We start from the raw sequence: 22,641 nt of genomic DNA on the forward strand, positions 1-22,641 counted from the left end.
GGACAATGGCGTCTCTTCCAGGGCGGGTTGCCGCAGCGTGCGGAGTGCGGCGGACGCGGCGGAGATCAGGGATCGCAGAGGGGACGCATGTCGGAGTCGGAGCAGTCGCGGGACACGGCGAAGGACCCCCGGCGGGACGCCGTGGCGGGGGCCGCGACCGACGGCGGGCGGGGGACGGTTCCGGCCGCGCGCGAGGCGGCACGGGACGAGGCCGAACGGGGCGAAACGGCGAAGGACGCGGAGGCCGTTGACGCGGAGACCGGCGCCGAGGCCGGGGCCGGTGTCGAGAGCCGTACGCCCCAGGATGCGAAGCCGCAGGACGCCACGCCCCAGGACGTGAAGCCCCAGGACGTGAAGCCCGGTGGCGGGCGGGTGCCGGGGACCGAACCGTCCACCGGGCGGGCCGGTTTCGGTGCCGGGGACGGCGACGGGCAGCGGCCCGCGGCCGACCGGCTCCGCAAGGGCTCCGCCTCCACCTCCACCACCGCCGAGACCGAGGGCCGGCTGCTCGCCGGCCGCTACCGGCTCGGCGCCCTCGTCGGCCGCGGCGGCATGGGCACCGTCTGGCGCGCCGTCGACGAGACCCTCGGCCGCACCGTCGCCGTCAAGGAACTCCGCTTCCCCAACAGCATCGACGAGGACGAGAAGCGACGCCTCGTCACCCGGACCCTGCGCGAGGCCAAGGCCATCGCCAAGATCCGCAACAACGGCGCCGTGACCGTCTACGACGTCGTCGACGAGGACGACCGCCCCTGGATCGTCATGGAGCTCATCGAGGGCAAGTCGCTCGCCGACGCCGTGCGCGAGGACGGCGTCCTCACCCCGCGCCGCGCCGCCGAGGTCGGCCTCGCCATCCTCGACGTGCTCCGCTCCGCGCACCGCGAGGGCATCCTCCACCGCGACGTGAAGCCCTCCAACGTCCTCATCGCCGACGACGGCCGCGTCGTCCTCACCGACTTCGGCATCGCCCAGGTCGAGGGCGACCCCTCCATCACCTCCACCGGCATGCTCGTCGGCGCCCCCTCGTACATCTCGCCCGAGCGCGCCCGCGGCCACAAGCCGGGCCCCGCCGCCGACCTGTGGTCGCTGGGCGGACTGCTGTACGCGGCGGTCGAGGGCAGCCCGCCGTACGACAAGGGCTCCGCGATCGCGACCCTCACCGCCGTCATGACCGAGCCGGTCGACCCGCCGAAGAACGCGGGCCCCGAGCTGGAGCAGGTCATCTACGGCCTGCTCGCCAAGGACCCGGCGCAGCGGCTCGACGACGCCCGCGCCCGGGTGCTGCTGCGCGCCGTGCTCGACGCCCCCGAGGCCGCCCCGGAGCCCTCGCCCGAGGTGACCAGGATCGTTCCGCTGCCGACCCGCCCCGAGCGGGACCCGGCGGCGGCGGTCGTCGCCCGCGAGAAGGCCCCCGAGCCCGCCGCCGAGCGGATGAGGGGCGCCCTCGCCTCCGTACGGAACGCGGCAGCGGCGGCCAAGGCGGAGGCGAAGGACCGCTCCAGGGAGCGGAGCAAGGAACAGACCCGGCCCGTGCCTCCGCAGGGCGGCCCCCGTACGGCGCCGGTCCGCGCCCCGCTCACCGACGTCGTCCCCCGGCGCACCCTGGTGATCATCGCCGCGGTCGCCGTCCTCGCCGTGCTCGGCACCATCCTCGCCGTCTCCCTGAGCGGCGGCGACAAGGGCGACCAGGGCAAGGACGGCGACGCCACCGTCTCGGCCGGGACCACCGCGGGCGGCGACGGCGGCTCGGGTTCCGGCTCCGACTCCGGTACGGACGGCGGCAAGGGCGGGGCGCCGAGCGACCCCGGCCAGCAGGGCGGCGCCCAGCCCGGCGGCAACGGCTCGACCGGCGGCAACGGCTCGACCGGAGACGGCGGTTCGAACGGTACGAACGGCTCCACGGGCACCTCCACCGGGCAGACCGGCACCCCGCCCACCGCCGAGCCCAGCGGCGGCACCGGCACCGGCGCCGCACTGCCCGCCGGCTACGCCCTCGTCACCAACGACCGCTTCCACTTCTCCATGGCCATGCCCTCCTCCTTCACCATGCGCCCGATAGACGGCTACAACGGCGGCGCCATATGGAGCGAGAGCGGCGGCTTCCCGCGCGTCCAGGTCGATTTCAACGCCAGCCCCAAGGACGAAGCCAAGGCCGCCTGGCTCGCCGCCATGGGCGGTGTCCGCCTGAGCAGCAGCGGCTATGAACACATCCGCATCGACAGCGTCTCGTACAAGGGCTACCCGACCGTCGCGGACTGGGAGTTCAAGCGGAACCAGAAGGGCATGCGGGTCCACGTCCTCAACCGGGGCTTCAAGGTGGACGCCACGCACGGCTACTCGATCATGATCACCTGCAAGGACGAGGAGTGGAACGGGGCCGAGTGCAGGACGCTGCGCGAGACGGCGTTCGCCACGTTCAGCCCCAAGGACTGACCGGCGCCCCGTATCGTGAGGGCGGGGACGACCGACGCGCGGGGGAGGCGCCGTGGACGAGTACGCGGGAAGGGTGCTGGCCGAGCGCTACCGCCTGCCGCTGCCGCCCGCCGGCACCGACTCCCTGACCGACCCGCTCGCCGAACTCGTCGAGACCCGCGCGTTCGACACCTACAGCGGGCAGGAGGTGCGGGTCCGTCAGGTCCCGCTGCCCGAGATCGTCGACGCCGAGGTCCTCGGCGAGACACCCGCGCCCACCGGTCCGTACGCGGGCGGGGTCAGGGGCGGCGCCACCCGCAGACCGGCCGAGCCGGTCGTGCGCAGGGCGGTGGAGGCGGCCCAGGCCGCCGCCCAGATCCCCGACCACCCCTTACTGGACCAGGTCTTCGACGTCTTCGCGGAAGCCGGCTCGCTGTGGATAGTCAGCGAGCACGTGGCCGCCCGCCCCCTCTCCGCCCTCCTCGCCGAGGGCCCGCTCAACCCGTTCCGGGCCGCCGAGATCGCCGCGGACGTCCTCACCGGCCTGCGCGCCCTCCACGCCCACGGCTGGGTCCACCGCAACATCACCGCCCGCACGGTCCTTGTCTGCGACGACGGCCGCGTCCTCCTCACCGGCCTCGCCGCCGGCGCCGCCGAGGAAGCCCTCTGCGGCTACGCCCCCGTCCCCGACCCCGAGGACCTCGCCTTCCCGCCGGCGCCGGGACCCGAGGCGTACGAGCCCCAGGAGGACGCCGGGGAACCGTACGGGACCGGCGAGTTCCACGAGCCCGAGCCGTACGAGACCGGGGAACCGTACGAGACCGGGGAACCGTACGAGACCGGCGAGTACGCGGCACCCGAGCCGTCGCCCGAGTCGTCGGAGCCGTACCAGGACCCGGAGCCGGAAGCCGAGCCGGACCCGGAGCCCGTCCCGTACGGCGTCGATCCCTACGGCCGGGCGACGCCCGTCCCGCGTCCCGCGGCCCCGCCCGAGGTCCCGGCGGTGCCGCCCAGCGCCGACCTGCGGGCGGCCCGGGCGGGGGCCATCGCCGCCTACCGCGCGGCCACCCGTGCCGCCGCCGCGCGGCTCGGCGACACCGGCTCCGAGCCCGAGCCCGGGGCGCCCGCGCTCCCGGAGACCACCCGCCCCGGGCCCGCGCCGCAGTGGTGGGCGCGCACGGCGGACGCCGAGGACGACGAGGCCGACGACGGGGGCGACGAGGAGGACGAGGCCGACGACGGGGGCGACGAGGAGGACGAGGCCGGGACCGGGGGGCCGTACGGCGGTCCGCACCCGCCCCGCCTGATGCTCAAGGGCACCTGGAGCGACGGCCCGCACGCCTCCCGCGACAACTCGCCGCCGGTCCCGGCCGGCGGCGGTCCCGTGCTGCCCGGCTCCGGCCGCCCCGCGCTGCCCGCGGGCTACACGGCCGCGACCCCGGAGCCCGTCCGCCGGGCGCCGCAGCCCGTCGAGGTCGCCGTCCCCGCACAGCCCGGCCCGCCGGGGGAGCGGTACCGGGGGCCGACCACCCGGCTCGCCGCCGAGCGGGCCCGGCAGACCCGGATCGCGGTCGTCGGCGCCGTCACCGAGCGCTGGGCCCCCGAACAGGCCGGGCCCGTGCACGAGAACTGGCGGCTCGCCCCGCCCATCGGCCCCGCCACCGACCTGTGGGCGCTCGGCGCCCTGCTCTACCGGGCCGTCCAGGGCCACGCCCCCTACCCGGAGGACAGCGCGGCCGAACTGGTCCAGCTGGTCTGCGCCGAACCGCCCGCCTTCGCCGAGGAGTGCGGCCCGCTGCGCCCGGTGGTCGAGTCCCTGCTGCGCCAGGACCCCACCGAGCGCCCCGACTTCGAGGAGCTGCGCGGCTGGCTGCGGTCGCTGGTCCGTTCCGCGCCGGAGCCGGAGGCGGACTTCGCGGCCGTGCCCCCGCCGCCGTTCGACGCGAAGCGGCTGCCGATCCTGCGCCGCCGGGGCGAGCTGGTCCGCCGCCGTCGTGCCGCCGGTTCGGGCCGTCGCCGGCACCGCCGCACCAAGGACCCGCGCGGAAACCGGACCGCCGCGCCCGCCCCCGTACCCGAGGAACAGCCGCCCACGGAGCAGTTCCCCACGTACGAGCAGCAGTACGAGCAGCCGTACGAGCAGCCGTACGAGCAGCCGTACGAGCCCCACCAGCCGCACGAGCCCCACCCGTACGAGGCCCACCAGGCATACGACGACCACGCCTACGAGGAGGCCGAGCCCAGGCCCAAGCCCCCGCGCCGGTCGCCGCGCTCCCCCGGCCGGCGTCTGCTGCTCCTCGTCCTCCTGCTGCTCGGCGGGGTCCTGACGTACGTCGCCGTCACCCTGCCCGGCGCGGAGAAGACGCCCGCCGACGCCCGCCCGACCCCGTCCCCGACCGGGACCACGGCCCCGCCCGCCGCAACGACCACCGCCACGACCGCCCCCACGACCGCCCCCACCACCCCGCCTCCCACATCGGCCTCGCCGCCACCCGCCCCCTCCGCCCCCGCCCTCGCCTCCGGTTACGTGCTGCGCGAGGACCCGGAGGGGTTCCGGATCGGGGTGCCGCGCGACTGGCGCCGCAGCCCCGTCAACGACGCGGGGCAAGTCCGCTACAGCGGCGGCGACTTCACGATGATCGTCGTCCCGGGCCGGGACAGCGTCCGGGACAACGGCTCCGATCCGCTGGAGTACCAGAACTCCAAGGAGCGCGAGCTGGAGCCCTACCGGCAGTCGAGCTGGTCGCAGTTGGTGAAGGCCCGGCGGGTGGACATCGGCCGGACGCCCACCGCCGAGGGGCACTACACCTGGATCGACAGCACGGGCCGGGAGGTCTTCGTCCGCAACCTCGCCCTGATCGACGGCGGCCGCTACTACGTGGTCCAGGTGATCGGCCCGGAGAGCGAGCGGGACAAGGTCTCGGAGGTCTACGACGAGGCCGTGAAGGGGTTCCGGCCGGGCCGCTGACCCCCTCCGCCGCCAGGCCGTCACCCCCTCCGTCACCCCCCGCCGGTCACGGTGCTGTTCCTTTGCGGGCCCCGAGGTTCCGTCCGCCGTCCCCTCCTCCGTAACCTGGCATCGGAAGCAACGGGGCGGGGGCAAGTGGAACACTCTCACAGCACAGGGTCGGGGCTGCTGCTCGCCGGGCGGTACCGGCTCGGCGAGTCCATCGGGCGCGGCGGCATGGGCAAGGTCTGGCGCGCGCACGACGAGGTCCTGCACCGCGTGGTCGCGGTGAAGGAGCTGACGGCGGGTCGCTTCGTCGCCGAGGCCGACCGGCTGGTGCTGCACGCCCGCACCCAGAAGGAGGCGCGGGCCGCCGCCCGGATCTCCCATCCCGGTGTGGTGACCGTCCACGACGTCCTCGAACACGACGACCGGCCCTGGATCGTCATGCAGTACGTCGACGGGCCCTCGCTCGCCGACGCGGTCAAGGAGGCCGGGACGATCGCGCCGCGCGAGGCGGCCCGGGTCGGGCTGCACGTCGTCGGCGCGCTGCGCGCCGCGCACGCGGCCGGGGTGCTCCACCGGGACGTGAAGCCCGGCAACGTCCTGCTCGCCCGGGACGGGCGGGTCCTCATCACCGACTTCGGCATCGCGGCGATCGAGGGCGACTCGACCATCACCCGCACCGGTGAACTCGTCGGCTCCATCGACTACCTGGCGCCCGAGCGGGTACGGGGCGGCGATCCCGGTCCGGCCTCCGACCTCTGGTCGCTCGGCGCCACCCTGTACACGGCGGTCGAGGGCGCCTCGCCGTTCCGCCGCACGTCCCCGATCAGCACCATGCAGGCCGTCGTCGGCGAGGAGCCGCCCCACCCGGCGAACGCGGGACCGCTCGCCTCCGTCATCGTGGCGCTGCTGCGCAAGGACCCGGAGCAGCGGCCGCGCGCGGACGAGGCCGAGCGGATGCTGCTGGACGCGATGGAGGGGCGCAGCCCGGCGACGGCCCAGGCGTACGTGCCGACGCAGCGGATGCCCCGGGACCTGGGGGAGACGGGTGCCGCCGCGGCCCCGGAGGACGTACCGGCGCCGTCCTCGGCCCCTGCGACTCCGACTCCGACCCCGACCACGTCCCAGACCCAGGCCTCCTCGCCCACCCTCGTTCCCGCCACGCCCGCGCCCTCCGTCCCGAGGAAGGGCCGCTGGCGTTCCGCCGCCCTCACCGCGGTGCTCGCCGCCGCCGTCGCGGGCGGCGCCGTCTTCGCCGTGATGCAGTACGGGGGCGGGGGCGACGAGCCCCGTACCGGTACGAGCACCGGCGCCACGCCCACGCCCACCGCCACCGCCACCGACAAGGACGTGACGGCGGACGGCGTCCCGGCGGGCTGGCGGCGCGTCGAGGACCCGGCGGGCTTCAGCCTGGTCGTCCCGGACGGCTGGAAGCGCCAGAAGGACGGCGACAACATCGACTACACCCCGGACGGCGGCCGCCACCGCCTCCGGATCAGCATCGACGAGCGCCCCGACTTCGAGAACCCGTACATGCACCTCCTGGACCTGGAGAAGACGCTCCAGAAGCGGATGGACTACCGGCGGGTGTGGCTGAGCCAGAACACCTACCGCGATCAGGTCAAGTCCGCGCTGTGGGAGTTCACCTGGACCGAGAAGCAGAACTTCCCGGGGCCCCGGCACGCGATCGACCAGGTGTACTTCGCCGACGACGGCACCGAGTACGCGATCTACATGACCTCGCCGGAGTCGAGCTGGGAGAAGACCCGGGAGCAGTTCGACATCGTCGTCCAGCACTGGCGGGCGCCCGGCTCCTGACCTCGGACCCATGGTCTCCCTCATGGTCTCCCTCATGGTCTCCGGAAAATCTTCATGGCGGGCTCTCCGGGCCGTAAGCCCCTGATCAGGGCTTATGTGCCAGTGATCACTGGCGTGTTGTGCGCAGGTGGTGAAAACGCGTTACCGGCGGGTACCCAAAGACCGGAACGGCGCTTACGCTCGGCGTCATGACGGACTCGCAGGCCCCCGCCGCCCTCCCGGTTCCCGCCGATGACGACGCCGCGCCCGCGGCCCGCCCCGCCGCGCCGGTCGTCCCCGCCCAGGCGGCCCCGGTCGCCACCGCCTCGCTCGCCGCCGTCCCGGCCGGTGCGACCAATCCGGTCGCGCCCGCCCCGGCCGGCGCCCGGACCGCCGCCGACGTGGTGACGCCCGAGCTGGTCGCCCGGCTCACCCGCGGGGTCGTCGGCTCCGGCCGCACCGCCAACCACACCCCGTTCACCGGGAAGAAGCTGGCGGACCTGCCGGAGGCCACCGCGGAGGACGTCGCCGAGGCGTTCGAGCGCGCCCGCGCCGCGCAGGCCGCCTGGGCCGCCACCCCCGTCCGGGCCCGCGCCGCCGTCCTGCTCCGCTTCCACGACCTGGTCCTCGCCCGCCAGTCCGAGGTCCTCGACCTCATCCAGCTGGAGACCGGCAAGGCCCGGCTGCACGCCCACGAGGAGGTCCTCGCGGTCGCCGTCGCCGCCCGCCACTACGGCCGCAAGGCGTCCTCGTACCTGCGCCCCAAGCGGCACACCGGCGTCGTCCCGACCCTCACCAAGGTGACCGAGCTGCGCCAGCCGCGCGGGGTCGTCGGCCAGATCGCCCCCTGGAACTACCCGCTCGAACTCTCCGTCGGCGACGCCCTGCCCGCCTTCGTGGCGGGCAACGCCCTCGTCATGAAGCCCGACACCGAGACCGCGCTCACCGCGCTCTGGGCCCGCGACCTGCTCGTCGAGGCCGGTCTGCCGGCCGAGGTCTTCCAGGTCGTGCTCGGCGAGGGCCCGGTCGTCGGCCCCGAGGTCGTCCGCCACGCCGACTACGTCTCCTTCACCGGCTCCACCCGCACCGGCCGCGAGGTCGCCCAGGGCGCCGCAGCCCGTCTCGTCGGCGTCTCCCTCGAACTCGGCGGCAAGAACGCCATGCTGGTGCTCAAGGACGCCGACGTCGAGAAGGCCGCCGCCGGAGCCGTCCGCGCCTGCTTCTCCTCCGCCGGCCAGCTCTGCATCTCCATCGAGCGCCTCTACGTGCACGAGTCGATCGCCGACGCCTTCGTCGAGCGCTTCGCCGCCCGCACGAAGGCGATGCGGCTCGGCAACGCCCTCGCGTACGGCGCCGACATGGGCTCCCTCGTCGGCGAGCGGCAGCTGGAGGCCGTCACGAAGCACGTCGAGGAGGCCGTCGCCCAGGGCGCCGTGCTCGTCGCCGGCGGCGTCGCCCGCCCCGACATCGGACCGCTCTTCTACGAGCCGACCATCCTCGACGGCGTCGAGCCGACGATGTCCGTCTGCGCCGAGGAGACCTTCGGCCCGGTCGTCTCGATCTACCGCTTCACCGACGAGGACGAGGCGATCGCGCGCGCCAACGCCACCCCGTACGGCCTCAACTCCTCCGTCTGGACCACCGACTCCCGCCGCGGCCACGCCGTCGCCGCCCGCCTGCGCACCGGCACCGTCAACATCAACGAGGGGTACGCCCCCGCGTACGGCAGCGTCCGCGCCCCCATGGGCGGCATGAAGGACTCCGGCCTCGGCCGCCGCCACGGCTCCGAGGGCATCCTCAAGTACACCGAGGCCCAGACCGTCGCCCAGCAGCGCCTGATGCCGCTCGCGCCCTCCTTCGGGATGACCGACGAGAAGTACGCGGCGGTGATGAGCCTCTCCCTGAAGGCGCTGAAGGCCCTGCGTCTGAGCTGACGCCTCTTCCTCCCCTCCGCCCTTTTCCTCCCGATCCTCTTGAGGAGAGCCATGACCGCGGTACCCCCTGCCCGAAATCAGGACGAGGAAGGCGCGTACGACTACGACGTCCTCGTGGTCGGCTCCGGCTTCGGCGGTTCGGTCACCGCCCTCCGGCTCACCGAGAAGGGGTACCGGGTCGGCGTCCTGGAGGCCGGCCGCCGCTTCACCCGGGAGACCCTGCCGAAGAACTCCTGGGACCTGAGGAACTTCCTGTGGGCCCCCGCCCTCGGTCTCTACGGCATCCAGCGCATCCACCTGCTCGGCAACGTGATGGTGCTGGCGGGTGCAGGGGTGGGCGGTGGTTCGCTCAACTACGCGAACACGCTCTACGAGCCGCTCGCCCCGTTCTTCGACGACCCGCAGTGGAGGGACATCACCGACTGGCGGTCCGAGCTCGCCCCGTACTACGACCAGGCGAAACGGATGCTGGGCGTCCGGCTGAACCCGACGATGACCCCCTCCGACGTGCACCTGAAGTCCGCCGCAGAGGCCATGGGCATCGGCGACACCTTCCACATGGCGCCGGTCGGCGTCTTCTTCGGGGACGGCGACGACGGCGACGGTACGGCGCGGGCGAAGCCGGGCGGAGAGGTGGCCGACCCGTTCTTCGGCGGCGTCGGCCCCTCGCGCAGGGCCTGCACCGAGTGCGGCGAGTGCATGACCGGCTGCCGCCACGGCGCCAAGAACACCCTCAACGAGAACTACCTGTACCTCGCGGAGAAGGCGGGCGCGGTCGTCCACCCGATGACCTCGGTCGTCGCCGTCACCGAGGACGCGCGCGGCGGCTACGCGGTGAGGACCCTGCCCACCGATGCCCGGAGGAAGGGCGAGGGGCGCACCTTCACCGCCCGCCGGGTGGTGATCGCCGCCGGTACGTACGGGACCCAGACCCTGCTGCACCGGATGAAGGACACCGGCCTGCTGCCCCGGATCTCCGCCCGGCTCGGCGAGCTGACCCGCACCAACTCCGAGGGCCTGGTCGGCGCCCAGACCACCGACCGCCGCTACCGGCGCAAGCACGGCGAGGAGAGGGCCGACTTCACCCGCGGCGTCGCCATCACCTCGTCCGTCCACCCCGACGAGAACACCCACATCGAGCCGGTCCGCTACGGCAAGGGCTCCAACTCGATGGGCGGCCTCACCGTCCTCCAGGTCCCCTACGGCACCCACCGGGTGCGCAACTGGGTCCTCAACATGCTCCGGCACCCGGCCCTGGCGCTCCGCTCGCTCTCCAACCGGCGCTGGTCCGAGAAGACCATCATCGGCCTCGTCATGCAGTCCCTCGACAACTCGCTGACGACCTACCGCAAGCCCGGCGGCCTCGGGAAGGGCCTGCTCACGGCCCGCCAGGGGCACGGGGCGCCGAACCCGACGCAGATCGAGGCGGCGACCCGGGCCGCCTCCCTGCTCGCCGAGGAGATCAACGGCTTCGCCGGCTCCAACATCGGCGAGCTGATGGGCACCCCGCTGACCGCCCACTTCCTCGGCGGCTGCCCGATCGGCGCCGACGCGGAGTCCGGCGTCATCGACCCGTACCACCGCCTCTACGGCCACCCCGGCATCTCGGTCGTGGACGGCGCGGCGGTCTCCGCCAACCTCGGCGTGAACCCGTCCCTGACGATCACCGCCCAGGCGGAGCGGGCCATGTCCTTCTGGCCGAACAAGGGCGAGGAGGATCCGCGGCCGCGGCAGGGCGAGGCGTACGTACGCCTGGCACCGGTCGAGCCGAAGTCGCCGGCGGTCCCGGCCGGGGCCTTCGGCGCCCTGCGCCTGCCCTTCCTCGGCATCCCGACGGTCCCGCCGAAGAAGAGTCTGTAGGGGTTCCTGCGTAGGGCTTCCGGAAAGACGGAAGGGCGCTGCACCCCCCTCCGAGTGCAGCGCCCTTCCGGCTTTTCGGTGTTGCTGCATAGATGACCTCCGGCCCCCGCCATTGGTTGTAGGCGTTGCACCGGATCTCCATGTGACGCGCGTCACTCTGATGGGTCATGAGGAAGAGGGTCATGAGAAAAGGGGCCCGTGCCGCGATTCCGGTCGCGGCACGGGCCCGGGTCCGGCGCCGGTGTCAGGGCAGCGGCGGCGCCGAACGGAGCGGCGCCGGGGGGTCGCGCCGCATCGGGGGAGGGAAGCCGAGGGGGACGGTCGTACGGGTCGGGGTGCTGGGCCGCGAGGGGCACGGCCGGTGAGCCGGTTGCGGTCGGTCCCGGGCGTCCCCGGGACCGACCGCCCTTTCTGGGTGACCGGGCTGCTGTCCCCTGCCGTCCGGTCACGCGCGCTGGAGCGAGGTCCCACGACGTGCCAGAAGCACGCCACACGCTCCAGCGGAGCCACGCGTGGTTTCTATGGGCCCGCCCCTGGCTGGCACGGACACCCCGCTCAACGAAGCCCGGCGGGCGCCGGTCACGCGCCGTACGGGTGAGACCGGCCCCGAACGCGGGTGCGGGCACCCACTCAGACGCGTCCCACCGGTTCCTTCGGGCCGCTCAGATGCGGCCGCGGCACAGCTCCAGCATCGTCATCGCCAGCGCCGTGCCCGGCTTGCCCAGGGCGTCCCGGTAGTGGGCCAGGACCTCCATCTCGCGGGCCAGGTTGACCCGGCGGCCGCCGGAGGAGATCCGCGCCTCCTGGATCACCGCCGAGATCGCCACCCGTTCCTGGATGAGACCGATGATCCGGTCGTCGAGCGCGTCGATCCGCTCGCGGGCGTCGCCGATCAGCGAGGCCGCCTTGTCGGTGCGGGCGCCGGTCTGCTCGGTGAGGGTCTTCTGGGGGAGGGTCTGCTCGGTGAGGGTCTCGCTGGTCATCTGGGGCTCCTCGTGGGGTCTCGGTGGTGTCTCGTGACGGGGAGGCCCCGGATCGGCACGGCCCGGGAAAGCAGAACGCCCCGGGCCTTGTCGGCCCGGGGCGCCTGGGAAGTCGCTTGTCAGTTGCTCAAGCAGCACGACCATGGCATCCGGACCGGCCGGTGCCATAGGTAAAGACGAAGGTCGTGAGCTCGCGCATGGCGCCCAGTATGGAGCCCGCGCTCCGGGCCGGGTCAAGCCGGGCCCGGATGGTGAGACGAAGGCCACCCGGGTTCGGATGGTGAGACGAAAAGCGTCACGCGCGCGCCGGTAGAATCGACAAATAGCCCCCTTCGGGGGAACCCCGCAGGGAATCCTCCTACCGCCGGAAGGCCGCCGTAGTGTCATCAGCGCCCCCCGCTGCCGCGCCCGACGTCACCAACCCGGACGTAGTCCTCGTTGTCGACTTCGGCGCCCAGTACGCCCAGCTCATCGCCCGTCGCGTCCGTGAGGCGCGGGTCTACAGCGAGATCGTCCCGTCCACCATGCCGGTGGCCGAGATGCTGGCCAAGAACCCCAAGGCGATCATCCTCTCCGGCGGTCCGTCCTCCGTGTACGCGGAGGGCGCCCCGCGTCTCGACCGCGCGCTCTTCGAGGCCGGCGTGCCCGTCTTCGGCATGTGCTACGGCTTCCAGCTGATGGCGACGACCCTCGGCGGCACCGTCGACAACACCGGCGCCCGCGAGTACGGCCGCACCCCGCTGCACGTCACCAAGGCCGGCTCCACCCTCTTCGAGGGCACCCCGGTCGAGCAGTCCGTGTGGATGTCGCACGGCGACGCCTGCTCCGCCGCCCCCGAGGGCTTCACCGTCACCGCCTCCACCGACGTGGTCCCGGTCGCCGCCTTCGAGAACGACGAGAAGAAGCTCTACGGCGTCCAGTACCACCCCGAGGTGCTGCACTCCACGCACGGCCAGCAGATCCTGGAGCACTTCCTCTACCGCGGCGCCGGCATCGAGCCCAACTGGACCACCGGCAACGTGATCGAGGAGCAGGTCGCCGCGATCCGCGCCCAGGTCGGCACCAAGCGCGCCATCTGCGGCCTCTCCGGCGGCGTCGACTCCGCCGTGGCCGCCGCCCTCGTCCAGAAGGCCATCGGCTCCCAGCTCACCTGCGTCTACGTCGACCACGGTCTGATGCGCAAGGGCGAGACCGAGCAGGTCGAGAAGGACTTCGTGGCCGCCACCGGCGTCCAGCTGAAGGTCGTGGACGCGCAGGAGCGCTTCCTCACCGCCCTCGCCGGCGTCTCCGACCCGGAGACCAAGCGCAAGATCATCGGCCGTGAGTTCATCCGCGTCTTCGAGCAGGCGCAGGCCGAGATCGTCGCCGAGGGCGCCGCCGACGGCGAAGAGGTCGCCTTCCTCGTCCAGGGCACCCTCTACCCGGACATCGTCGAGTCCGGCGGCGGCACCGGCACCGCCAACATCAAGTCCCACCACAACGTGGGTGGCCTCCCCGAGGACCTGGAGTTCCAGCTCGTCGAGCCGCTGCGGCAGCTCTTCAAGGACGAGGTCCGCATGGTCGGCCAGGAGCTCGGCCTGCCCGAGGAGATCGTCCAGCGCCAGCCCTTCCCGGGTCCCGGCCTCGGCATCCGCATCGTCGGCGAGGTCACCAAGGAGCGCCTGGACCTGCTCCGCGAGGCCGACGCCATCGCCCGCGAGGAGCTGACCGCCGCCGGCCTCGACCGCGAGATCTGGCAGTGCCCGGTCGTCCTGCTCGCCGACGTCCGCTCCGTGGGCGTCCAGGGCGACGGCCGCACCTACGGCCACCCGATCGTGCTGCGCCCGGTCTCCTCCGAGGACGCCATGACGGCCGACTGGTCGCGCCTGCCGTACGAGGTCCTCGCCCGGATCTCCACCCGCATCACCAACGAGGTCCCCGACGTCAACCGCGTCGTCCTCGACGTCACCAGCAAGCCCCCGGGCACCATCGAGTGGGAGTGACCCCTCCCGCACGCACCCGAGGCCGCCGCCCCCGCACCCCGCGGGCGGCGGCCTCGCCGCTTCCGGAGCCGCGGCCTCCGGGACCGCTGCTTCCGGCCTCGCCGCTTCCGGAGCCGCGGCCTCCGGGACCGCTGCTTCCGGCCTCATCGCTTCCGGAGCCGCGGCCTCCGGGACCGCTGCTTCCGGCCTCATCGCTTCCGGAGCCGCTGACTCCGGGGCTGTTGTTTCCGGCCCCGTCGCTTTCCGGTCCCGTCCGGCCTCTGGTGACTTGACCGGCCGGGCATTACCTTCCCGCGCATGACCGAGACACCGGCCCCCGTACCCGTCCCCGTCCCCGTCCCCGTGGACCGGCTCCACTTCGCCATGCCGCCCGTCCACGCGACGGCCGAGGAGGAACGCGCCCACCGCAAGCAGCGGCTCGCCGGCGCGCTCCGCCTCTTCGGACGGCTCGGGTACGAGGAGGGCGTCTCCGGCCACATCACCGTCCGCGACCCCGAGTACGACGACTGCTACTGGGTGAACCCCTTCGGCGCCCCTTTCGGCGACCTGACCGCGAGCGACCTCGTCCTCGCCAACGGCGAGGGCCAGGTCGTCCTCGGCGACCAGCACGTCAACCAGGCCGCCTTCACCGTCCACGCCCAGGTCCACCGCGCCCGCCCGGACGCCGTCGCCGTCGCCCACACCCACTCCACCCACGGCCGCGCCCTGGCCGCCCTCGGCGAACTCCTCGACCCCCTCACCCAGGAAGCCTGCGCCTTCTACCAGGACCACGCCCTCTACGACGCCTACACCGGCGTCACCGTCGACACCGAGGAGGCCCGCCGGATCGCCGTCGCCCTCGGCCCCTTCAAGGGCATCGTGCTGCGCAACCACGGCCTGCTCACCGTCGGCTCCTCCGTCGACGCCGCCGCCTGGTGGTTCATCGCCATGGACCGCTGCGCCCGCATCCAGCTCTCCGCCCGCGCCGCCGGCAAACCCGTCCTCATCGACCACAAGGACGCCGTCGCCACCCGCGAACAGCTCGGCAGCGACCTCGTCGCCTGGATCAACTACCAGCCCTTGTGGCGCAGAATCAGCCGAGCGGAGCCCGAACTCCTGTCGTAACACCATCGCCTCACCTTTCTGTACGTCAATGGGACGGCACGCCAATCACCCTCGGGCGGGGCGCACGCGGCCCTCACGAGCCCCCTCGGTGCGGCACAATTCCGAGGAATAAAGCGCAAGTTGAGCTCGGGAGGTGGCGGCGCCGTGGCGATTCAAGAGGCGAGACGATACGAGGGGCGCCACGCGGCCGACGACCATCCGACGGCCTGCGCGGGCTGCGCCCACTGCGGCGAGAACGGCCACCGCCGGGCCGTCGCCGCCTTCCTCGCCCGCCGCGAGGAACTCGCCGCCGGCCACGGCGTCCCCGCCGCCGTCGCCCACTCCCCGGTCGCCGCCCGCCAGTGGGTCTCCGACGAACTCGCCCAGTCGGCCCGCGCCGTCACCGCCCACGGCCGGGAAGCCGGACTCGCCTGGCTCGCCCGCGTCCGCACCGGCAGCATCGCCGTCGTCTGGGCCGCCGTCCTCGCCCTCCTCCTCGGCCAGGCCCTCACCGCCCTCGGCACCGGCTGGACCGCCACCCGCACCGCCGGCCTCTGCACCGCCCTCCTCCTCGCCGCCCCGCTCACCGCCGCCGCCCACGCCCACCGCGCCCGCGGCGGCCTCCTCGCCCCGCTCACCGGCGAGGACAACCGGCTCTCCACCACCCGCGCCGTCGCCGCCTGGCTCCTCTTCCTCTGCTACGCCCTCCTCTTCCTCACCTCCCGCTCGCTCGCCACCACCCCTTTCGGCCTCTCCGCCGCCGCAGGCCTCGTCACCGTCCTCGCCCTCGTCTCCGGCGTCGCCGTCGCCTCCCGGTTCGTCGTCTCCGTCCGGATCGCCGCCCAGCGGCTCCAGAAGGTCCGCGCCGACCGGCCCCGCGCCGCCGACCTCCTCTGCGACGACAACGGCCGCGCCGACCTCGCCGACGTCCAGTACGTCCTCGTCTCCGGCGCGGTCCTCGCCCACTCCGCCGTCCGGCTCGCCACCGAACCCGGCCGCCTCCCCGAACTGCCCTGGTCCCTCGCCCTCCTCGTCGCCGTCTCCGCCGCCTGGCACCTCGCCGCCACCTGCACCGAGGGCAACCGGCCCGCCGTCCACTCCGTGGTCCGCGCCCGCGAGGCCGGCGACCTCGACGCCCCCATCCGCACCGGCGACGACATCGAGATCCGCGGCCACGGCTTCGTCCCGCCCGGCGCCGCCGCCCCCGACCCGCTCACCCGGCTCGTCGTCCGCATCGGCCCGGTCCACGCCCATGTGCCCCTGGTTCCGGTCCCCGGTGGCTTCGCCAACCCCACCAACACCGTCCTCACCGTCTCCCTCCCCGCCGACGTCGAGCCCGGCCGCGTCGAGGTCTCCGTCGTCACCGCCGCCGGAATCGAGACCAACCGGGTCACGATCGACGTCGTCGACTGAGCATCCGGCCCCGCCCTGTATCCCCTCACGGGACAAGCGGAGACAATCGATCCGCGAACAGTCGTACGGGGCGTGGAGAGGTGACCGATCATGAGCGAGTACACGGACCGCCCCGGCGGGACCACCCTGAGGGACCGCATGGACACCTGGAAGGCCACCGCCTCCCGCTACGCCCTCCTCCCGCTCCGGATCTTCCTCGGCGTCACCTTCGTCTACGCCGGCCTCGACAAGCTCACCGATCCGGCCTTCCTCGCCGACACCGGCACCGGCTCCATCGGCGAGACCATGCGCGGCGTCCGCGACACCGCGGCGATCCCCGGCCTCGTCGACCTCGCCCTCCACAGCCCCACCGGCTTCGGCTACGCCATCGCCTTCGGAGAGATCGCCGTCGGCCTCGGCACCCTCCTCGGCCTCTACGCCCGGCTGGCGGCCCTCGGCGGCGCCCTGATCTCGCTGAGCCTCTGGCTCACCGTGAGCTGGCAGGTGAACCCGTACTACCTCGGCAACGACCTCGCCTATCTCATGGCCTGGCTGCCGCTGCTGCTCGCCGGGGCCCCGGTGCTCTCCGTCGACCGGCTCCTCGCCGAACGCCGCCGTATGCCGTAGGCCACCCAGGTCACCAGGCCGGCCACCCCGAGACCGCCGCACATCACCGGGACCGCCAGCCACCACGGCACTGTCCACCAGCCGGCGAGGTCGCCCCCGTAGGCCCAGGCCAGGCCGAGGGCGGCCACGCCGACGACCAGCCGGCCCGGACGGAACTCATGAAGCAGCACGGGTGACCTCCAACTGTCCAAGACCGACCTCCAGCGAGAGGTCCAGCGTCCCTGCCGGGTCCGTCCCGGTGGGCGGGTTCAGCGTCCGCGTCTCGTCGCGGCCCGGTTCGACGTCGATGTCGTCGGGCGCCTCGCCGGGCAGCCGCAGATCACCGAGACCCACCTGGGCGTGGAGCTTCACCACCACGTCCTCCGGCACGACCACCTTCAGCTTGCCCGCGCCCACGTCGACGGCCGTGGACACCGTCGTCCCTTCCGGCACCGCCAGCCGGGACAGATCCAGCGTCCCCACACCCGACCCCAGGTCGTACCGCGCCTGCACGGCGGCCACCGTGGGCGGCGTCCACGTCCGGCGCGTCCAGTCCGTGGTGATCCGGTCCGGCAGGGCGACCGCCCCGGCCAGCAGCGCCGCCGTCACCACCACCTGCACGATCGTGCCGAAGCCGGTGCGGCCCAGGAAACTGCTGACGACGAGCCCCAGACCGAAGACCGCGAGCGCGGCCGCGAAACCCGTCGCCAGACTGGTGCCCAGCGGCTGCGACTCCCAGGTCAGGGCGGTGCCCGTGATCGCGGCGGCCGCTGCCAGGAGAGTGACGAGACCGGCGATCGAGTACGGGCTGCGCCGCACCGACGGCTTCGGACGGCCCGGATCGGCCGGCGGCCCCCACTGGCTGCCCGGTCTCGGCACCTCGCCATCGACCCGGCCCCGCTCGTCGACGATGCCGTGCGGGCCCCACAGGTAGCCGATGGCCACCTTGCCCGTCGAACCGTCCTTCACGATCGGATCGCGCCACCACGAGCCCATCTCGATGAACGTCAGCGGCGGTGCCTTCGCCTCAGGCGGCACCGGGACGCGGCCGGGCGAGGTCTTCGGCCTTGCCGCAGCATCGCCCTCGGCCTCCCCCTCCTCTGCCGTGCGCCGCCGCTGCGACCAGTACGCGGCCGCCGCCGTCACCAGCGCCAGCATCACCGCGAAGCCCAGCAGCGAGCCCGTGCGCAGCATCGACAGGAAGATCCCGCAGCCGACCAGCGCCATCAGTATCGCCGCGAGCGAGGCACCGGACACCCGGCCGGTCAGCAGCCGCCGGCCCTCGCTCTCCTCCTCGCCCACGAGCGGTATCAGCAGCCAGGCGAATCCGTAGAAGATCAGACCGATGCCACCGGTCACCGCCAGCACCCCCACCACGATCCGGAAGATCACCGGATCCAGGTCGAAGTGCCGGCCGAGACCGCCGCAGACCCCGCCGACCACCTTGCTCGTGCGCGAGCGGCGCAGGGGAGCTGTGGAGGCGGCCTCGGCCGCCGGCGGGGCCTCGTGCTGCGTGTGCTGCGAAGGCGTCGAACTCGTCATGCGTCCATGCTGACGGACCGTGACCCTCGGACGGCACCGGGAACGACCCTGGCGCGACCCTGATATTCGACGGCGTGTCGACCCCGAGGCGATCCCGGGGTCGATCTCAGGGCCGACCCTGATGCCCCGCGAGGGCCGGACGTGTGACGATCGGTGCATGTCCGCAACCGCTCACGTCACCGACCTCGACGAACCGCCCGTGCGCAGGCTCTACCGGAGCGCCGACGGGCGGTGGCTCGGTGGTGTCGCCCGCGGTCTCGCCGGACACCTCGGCCTGCCCGTCGTATGGGTGCGCGCCGTCTTCGCGGTGCTCGTCCTCACCGAAGGACTCGGGCTGCTGCTCTACGCGGTCTTCTGGATCGTCGTCCCGCTCGGCGTCGGCGGCCGGGAGACCCCCCGCCCCGTCTTCGAGACCACCGCGGACGGCAGACGCCGGCTGCGGAAACCCGACCGCAACCAGATACTCGCCCTCATAGCCCTCGCGATCGGCGCGTCCGTCTTCATGGCGAACCTGCGGATGGACGGGGAGACGGGCCGGTACGTGTGGCCGACGCTGCTCATCGGCGTCGGTGTCGTCCTGGTGTGGCGGCAGGCCGACAACGCCCGCCGCGACACCTGGACCGGCCGTGCGGTCAGACACGGGCGCGGCTTCCACCTCCTGCGGGGGCTCGTCGGCGTGGCCCTGGTCGGCACCGGTCTCGCCGTCTTCGTGGTCGTGCGCGGCTCCGTCGCCCAGATCGGCACCGCGCTGACCGCCGCCGTCGCCGTCCTCACCGGCATAGCGCTGCTCGCCGGCCCCTGGCTGATCCGCATGTCGCAGGACCTCAGCGCGGAGCGGACCCTGCGCATCCGGGCCCAGGAGAGGGCCGAGGTCGCCGCCCACGTCCACGACTCCGTCCTGCACACCCTCACCCTGATCCAGCGCAACGCCGACGACGCCGGCGAGGTCCGCAGGCTCGCCCGCGCCCAGGAGCGGGAGCTGCGGAACTGGCTGTACAAGCCGGAGGGCACCGGCAGGGACGAGGAGCCGGAGACCCTCGCGGAGGCCGTGAAGCGGGCCGCCGCCGAGGTCGAGGACAAGCACGGCGTACCGCTGGAGGTGGTCGTCGTCGGCGACTGCCCGCTCGACGAGAAACTGGTCGCGCAGATGCAGGCCGCGCGCGAGGCGATGGTCAACGCCGCCAAGTACGGTGGCGAGGGCGGGGCGGTGCAGGTGTACGCCGAGGTGGAGGGCCGCACGGTGTTCGTCTCGGTCCGCGACCGGGGGCCGGGCTTCGACCTGGACGAGGTCCCCGAGGACAGAATGGGCGTACGGGAATCGATCATCGGCCGCATGCAGCGCAACGGCGGCACGGCCCGGCTGCGGGCCGTGCCGGGCGGGGGCACGGAGGTCGAGCTGGAGATGGAGAGGGCGGACGGATGAGCGACGAGACCGGAGCGACGGCCGGGGGCGGCGGGGAGACGGGTCCGGGCACGGCGGGCGGTGCCGGGCGCCGGGTGCGGGTCGTCCTCGTCGACGACCACCGCATGTTCCGTACGGGTGTGCAGGCGGAGATCGGCCGGACCGAGATCACCGGGGTCGAGGTCGTGGGCGAGGCCGCCGACGTCGACCAGGCCGTCACCGTGATCACCGCGACCAGACCGGAGGTCGTCCTCCTCGACGTCCATCTGCCCGGCGGCGGCGGGGTCGAGGTGCTGCGCCGCTGCGCCGGGCTGATGGCGGCCGCCGAGCACCCGGTGCGCTTCCTCGCGCTCTCCGTCTCGGACGCGGCGGAGGACGTGATCGGCGTGATCCGGGGCGGTGCCCGGGGCTACGTCACCAAGACGATCACCGGTGACGACCTGGTGGACTCGATCTTCCGGGTCCAGGAGGGCGACGCCGTCTTCTCCCCGCGGCTCGCCGGCTTCGTCCTCGACGCCTTCGCCTCCACCGACGCGCCCCCGGTGGACGAGGACCTGGACCGGCTGACCCAGCGGGAGCGGGAGGTGCTGCGGCTGATCGCCCGCGGCTACGCGTACAAGGAGGTCGCCAAGCAGCTCTACATCTCGGTGAAGACCGTCGAGTCGCACGTCTCCGCGGTGCTCCGCAAGCTCCAGCTCTCCAACCGGCACGAGCTGACCCGCTGGGCCACCGCCCGCCGGCTGGTCTGACCCCGGGCCCGCCCCGAGGCCCCGAGCCCCGGGGCTCAGGCGACGCGGGTGGCGCCCGCGAAGGGCATCTCGTCGATCGGCGCGATCCGGACCGGGGCACCCGGCCGGGGCGCGTGGATCATCTGGCCGCCGCCGATGTAGAGGCCCACGTGGCTGATGCCGGAGTAGAAGAAGACCAGGTCGCCCGGGGCCAGCTCCGCGCGGGAGACCCGGCGGCCGGCGTTGATCTGGGTGTAGGTGGTGCGCGGCAGGGACACCCCGGCGGCGCGCCAGGCGGCCTGGGTGAGGCCCGAGCAGTCGTAGGCCGAGGGGCCGGTGGCGCCCCAGACGTACGGCTTGCCGAGCTGCGCCCGGGCGAAGGAGATGGCCGCCGAGGCACGGCTGGTGGGGGCGGTCACCGGACCCCGTTCGCCGGAGGAGCGGTCCGCCCGGGCCGTGGTGCCGCCCGCGGCGGCCGCGCCGGTCCCGGAGGCGCTGGCGCCGGGGGCACCGGGGCGTGCCGTGGCGCCGGTCGTGGGTGGCGTGACGGAGCGGGCGGCGACGGCGGCCTCATAGCGGGCCCGCTCCTCGGCGGTGAGCCGGGCGAGGAGGTCGCGCGCGGCGGCGAGCTTGCCGAGGACGGCGGCCTTCTGGCGCCGAAGCTCGGCCTCGTGGCCGCGCAGGGCGGTGAGCCGGCCGGTGGATTCGGCGCGCAGCTGGGCGAGGGCGGCGAGTTCGCGGCGTACGGCGGTGACGGTGGCGGCCTGCCGGTCACCGGCCTTCTCGGCGAGGGCGGCCCGTTCCAGGTACTGGTCGGGGTCCGAGGTGAGGGCGAGCTGGACGGCCGGGTCGAGTCCGCCGGAGCGGTACTGCGCGGCGGCGACGGCCCCGAGGCTCCGGCGGGCGGTGTTGAGGCGCTCGGTGCGGCGGGCGGCCTCGTCGCGGAGCCGGTCGTAGGCGGTGCGGGCGGCGTCGGCCTGTTCCTTCGCGCCGTTGTACCGCTCGGTGGCGGCCTCGGCCTCCTCGTACAGCTTGTCGACCTCGGCCCTGACCTGGGCGGCGGTGCGGCCGGGGCGGGCCGGATCGGCGTGCCCGGAGCCTTCGAGGAGGGTCGTGGTGGCGGCGGAGGCCAGGGCGAGCGTGGCGGCGGTGCGGGCCGCGTGGCGGCCGAGCGGCGCCGGCCTGGGTTTTCGGTGAGCTGCCACGAGGGCGGGTCACATCCTCTCCCTGTGGGGGACGGTGCCGGCCGGGGCCGGCGGCGGACCGCACAGGGGAGACGGGCCGCCGCCGGGGTTCTCCGGCGGGGACGGCCGGCACCGCCGGGTGGTCCGGCGGGGTGGGGAGCCGACCACCTGGGGCAGGACGCTAGACCCGGCGGTCACGCCCCGGCGCCGGGTTGACCGCTATTGACACCGGATGACCTTCCGGGACCGTTCCCTGTCGCCCACCGGGCGGTCGGCGAAGGTTTCGGCGGGGAGGGCGACCGAAGCGGGGGAGTGGGTGGACCCGGCTGGGGAGCGGTGCTAGGGGCCCGGTTAGGCTCCGCCCCATGGACGTCCTCATCAATGTCTTCGTCGCCCTGCACATCATCGGCATCGCCTCCCTCCTGGGCGGATTCCTCACCCAGATGAAGGCGATGGGAGCCGGCACGGCCCGCTTCGTCCCGGCGATGCTGCACGGCGCGCTGACCATGCTGGTCACCGGCGTCGCGCTCGTCGGTCTCAACCAGGCCGACGACCAGACCGTCAACAACCTCAAGGTCGGCATCAAGCTGGCGATCCTCGTGGCGATCCTCGCGATCGTCTACGTCAAGCGGGACGAGGAGACCGTCGACAAGGGCCTCTTCGGTGCCGTCGGCGGCCTGACCACGGCGAACATCTTCATCGCCACCCTCTGGGTCTGATTCCCCAGCCCCCCGGGGCCGAGCCCCGGCCGGGGCGCCGGCCCCTCCCGGTGGGCGTGCTCAC

The 22,641-nt window shown here is 73.8% G+C and carries 15 protein-coding genes; 12 read left to right on the plus strand and 3 right to left on the minus strand.

Annotated elements, in window-relative coordinates; all coding sequences use genetic code 11:
• Nucleotides 1-87: 87 nt before the first annotated feature.
• From QK442_RS14950 to QK442_RS14970, 5 genes are all read left to right on the plus strand, one after another.
• On the plus strand, nt 88-2,433 hold the full coding sequence (locus QK442_RS14950; protein ID WP_282694408.1) for a serine/threonine-protein kinase: 2,346 nt from the start codon (nt 88-90) through the stop codon (nt 2,431-2,433).
• Nucleotides 2,434-2,485: 52 nt separating this feature from the next.
• Nucleotides 2,486-5,380: a protein kinase gene (locus QK442_RS14955; RefSeq protein WP_282694409.1), complete on the plus strand. Its 2,895-nt coding sequence runs from the start codon at nt 2,486-2,488 to the stop codon at nt 5,378-5,380.
• A 135-nt stretch (nt 5,381-5,515) separates the two neighbouring features.
• Complete coding sequence (locus tag QK442_RS14960) at nt 5,516-7,183, plus strand: serine/threonine-protein kinase (protein ID WP_282694410.1); 1,668 nt, start codon at nt 5,516-5,518, stop codon at nt 7,181-7,183.
• Between the two features lie 188 nt (nt 7,184-7,371).
• Nucleotides 7,372-9,096 (plus strand): succinic semialdehyde dehydrogenase, encoded by a 1,725-nt coding sequence (locus QK442_RS14965; protein WP_282694411.1) that lies wholly within the window; start codon nt 7,372-7,374, stop codon nt 9,094-9,096.
• Between the two features lie 51 nt (nt 9,097-9,147).
• Nucleotides 9,148-10,956, plus strand: coding sequence for a GMC family oxidoreductase (locus tag QK442_RS14970; protein WP_282694412.1), 1,809 nt, complete (start codon nt 9,148-9,150; stop codon nt 10,954-10,956).
• 662 nt (nt 10,957-11,618) lie between these two features.
• On the opposite strand, the gene QK442_RS14975 is transcribed toward QK442_RS14970, so the two are convergent.
• Complete coding sequence (locus tag QK442_RS14975) at nt 11,619-11,939, minus strand: chorismate mutase (protein WP_282694413.1); 321 nt, start codon at nt 11,937-11,939, stop codon at nt 11,619-11,621.
• Nucleotides 11,940-12,319: 380 nt separating this feature from the next.
• On the opposite strand from QK442_RS14975, the gene guaA reads away from it, so the two are divergent.
• From guaA to QK442_RS14995, 4 genes are all read left to right on the plus strand, one after another.
• Entirely contained in the window at nt 12,320-13,921 is a 1,602-nt protein-coding gene (gene guaA / locus QK442_RS14980) for a glutamine-hydrolyzing GMP synthase (protein ID WP_282694414.1), read from the plus strand.
• Nucleotides 13,922-14,218: 297 nt separating this feature from the next.
• A complete protein-coding gene (locus QK442_RS14985; protein ID WP_282694415.1) occupies nt 14,219-15,025 on the plus strand; it encodes a class II aldolase/adducin family protein in 807 nt (268 codons plus the stop codon).
• Nucleotides 15,026-15,169: 144 nt separating this feature from the next.
• Nucleotides 15,170-16,417 carry a hypothetical protein gene (locus QK442_RS14990; RefSeq protein WP_282694416.1) on the plus strand — a complete coding sequence of 416 codons (1,248 nt, stop codon included), beginning with the start codon at nt 15,170-15,172 and terminating at the stop codon, nt 16,415-16,417.
• A gap of 90 nt (nt 16,418-16,507) precedes the next feature.
• Nucleotides 16,508-17,023, plus strand: coding sequence for a DoxX family protein (locus QK442_RS14995; RefSeq protein WP_282694417.1), 516 nt, complete (start codon nt 16,508-16,510; stop codon nt 17,021-17,023).
• A gap of 156 nt (nt 17,024-17,179) precedes the next feature.
• On the opposite strand, the gene QK442_RS15000 is transcribed toward QK442_RS14995, so the two are convergent.
• Nucleotides 17,180-18,544: a PspC domain-containing protein gene (locus tag QK442_RS15000; RefSeq protein WP_282694418.1), complete on the minus strand. Its 1,365-nt coding sequence runs from the start codon at nt 18,542-18,544 to the stop codon at nt 17,180-17,182.
• 157 nt (nt 18,545-18,701) lie between these two features.
• Here QK442_RS15000 and QK442_RS15005 point away from each other — a divergent pair, with 157 nt between their 5' ends.
• Nucleotides 18,702-19,967: an ATP-binding protein gene (locus QK442_RS15005; protein WP_282694419.1), complete on the plus strand. Its 1,266-nt coding sequence runs from the start codon at nt 18,702-18,704 to the stop codon at nt 19,965-19,967.
• A complete protein-coding gene (locus QK442_RS15010) occupies nt 19,964-20,695 on the plus strand; it encodes a response regulator transcription factor (protein WP_282694420.1) in 732 nt (243 codons plus the stop codon). Before QK442_RS15005 ends, QK442_RS15010 begins: the two co-directional genes overlap by 4 nt.
• Before the next feature lie 35 nt (nt 20,696-20,730).
• Here QK442_RS15010 and QK442_RS15015 read toward each other — a convergent pair whose 3' ends face one another.
• On the minus strand, nt 20,731-21,879 hold the full coding sequence (locus tag QK442_RS15015; protein ID WP_282694421.1) for a C40 family peptidase: 1,149 nt from the start codon (nt 21,877-21,879) through the stop codon (nt 20,731-20,733).
• Between the two features lie 344 nt (nt 21,880-22,223).
• On the opposite strand from QK442_RS15015, the gene QK442_RS15020 reads away from it, so the two are divergent.
• A complete protein-coding gene (locus QK442_RS15020; protein ID WP_282694422.1) occupies nt 22,224-22,577 on the plus strand; it encodes a hypothetical protein in 354 nt (117 codons plus the stop codon).
• The last annotated feature ends 64 nt before the right edge of the window (nt 22,578-22,641 follow it).

The sequence above is a fragment of the Streptomyces sp. CC208A genome (genome assembly GCF_030010625.1).
In the GTDB taxonomy this organism is placed as follows: Bacteria; Actinomycetota; Actinomycetes; order Streptomycetales; family Streptomycetaceae; genus Streptomyces.